1 protein-coding gene is annotated in these 981 nt (G+C 67.0%); it reads left to right on the top strand.

All coding sequences use genetic code 11. From position 1 onward, the window contains the following. Positions 1-981 (top strand): DUF7507 domain-containing protein (locus tag AB843_RS24575; RefSeq protein WP_048649562.1); only part of this gene is annotated, 981 nt, incomplete at both ends.

Genomic DNA, 981 nt, shown 5'->3' on the forward strand with positions numbered 1-981 from the left:
GATCACCCAGGCCGACATCGATGCGGGCACGGTGGACAACCACGCGACCTCGACGGCGAAGGATCCGCATGGGACGGACGTGACGGCGGATTCAAGCCCGCCGGGCGGCAATCCCGGCGATCCGACCGCGACGCCGCTCACCCAGGAAGGGGAGAGCGACTTCGTCAAGGAGGCAACGCACAACGACGCCAACAATAATGGCCGCGTCGATGTGGGCGAGACGATCGACTATGTGTTCACGGTGGAGAACACGGGCAATGTGAGCCTGACCAACATCGTGGTGACGGATTCGAAGGCGACGGTGTCGGGCAGCCCGATCCCCGGGCCGCTGGCGCCGGGGGCGGTCGATTCAACGAGCGTGACGGGCGTCTATACGGTGACGCAGGCCGATGTCGACGATGGCGGCATCGACAATGTGGCCGAGATGACGGCGAAGGATCCGAACGGCGACGACGTGACCCAGACGTCGCGACCGCCGGGGGGCAATCCCGGCGACCCGACGCAGTTTCCGATCGCCGGCGACCCCGCACTGAGCGTCGAGAAGACCGGCTCGTTCGATCTTGCGGACGATACGAACGCCAACGGCCTGCCGGACGCCGGCGAGGTGGTGCGCTACACGTTCGTTGTGACGAACACGGGGAATGTGACGCTGTCGAACGTCACGTTGACGGATCCGGATGCGACGGTGTCGGGCGGGCCGATCGCCAGCCTGGCTTCCGGCGCGAGCGATGCTGCGACCTTCACGGCGAGCCACGTCCTGACCCAGGCTGACCTCGATGCCGGCGAGACGGTGAACCAGGCCGAGGTGACGGGCACGGCTGCCAACGGCGATACGGTGTCCGACCTGTCGGACGATCCGAACGATGCGACCGATGCGGACACGAACGGCAACGGCAATCCCGACGATCCGACGCGGGTGCCGCTTCCGACCGCCGGTGCGCACACGCTGGTCAAGGAGGGGACGCTTGCCGACGCCAACAG

Origin of the sequence: Nitratireductor soli, from assembly GCF_001050155.1 — a bacterium.
In the GTDB taxonomy this organism is placed as follows: Bacteria; Pseudomonadota; Alphaproteobacteria; order Rhizobiales; family Rhizobiaceae; genus Nitratireductor; species Nitratireductor soli.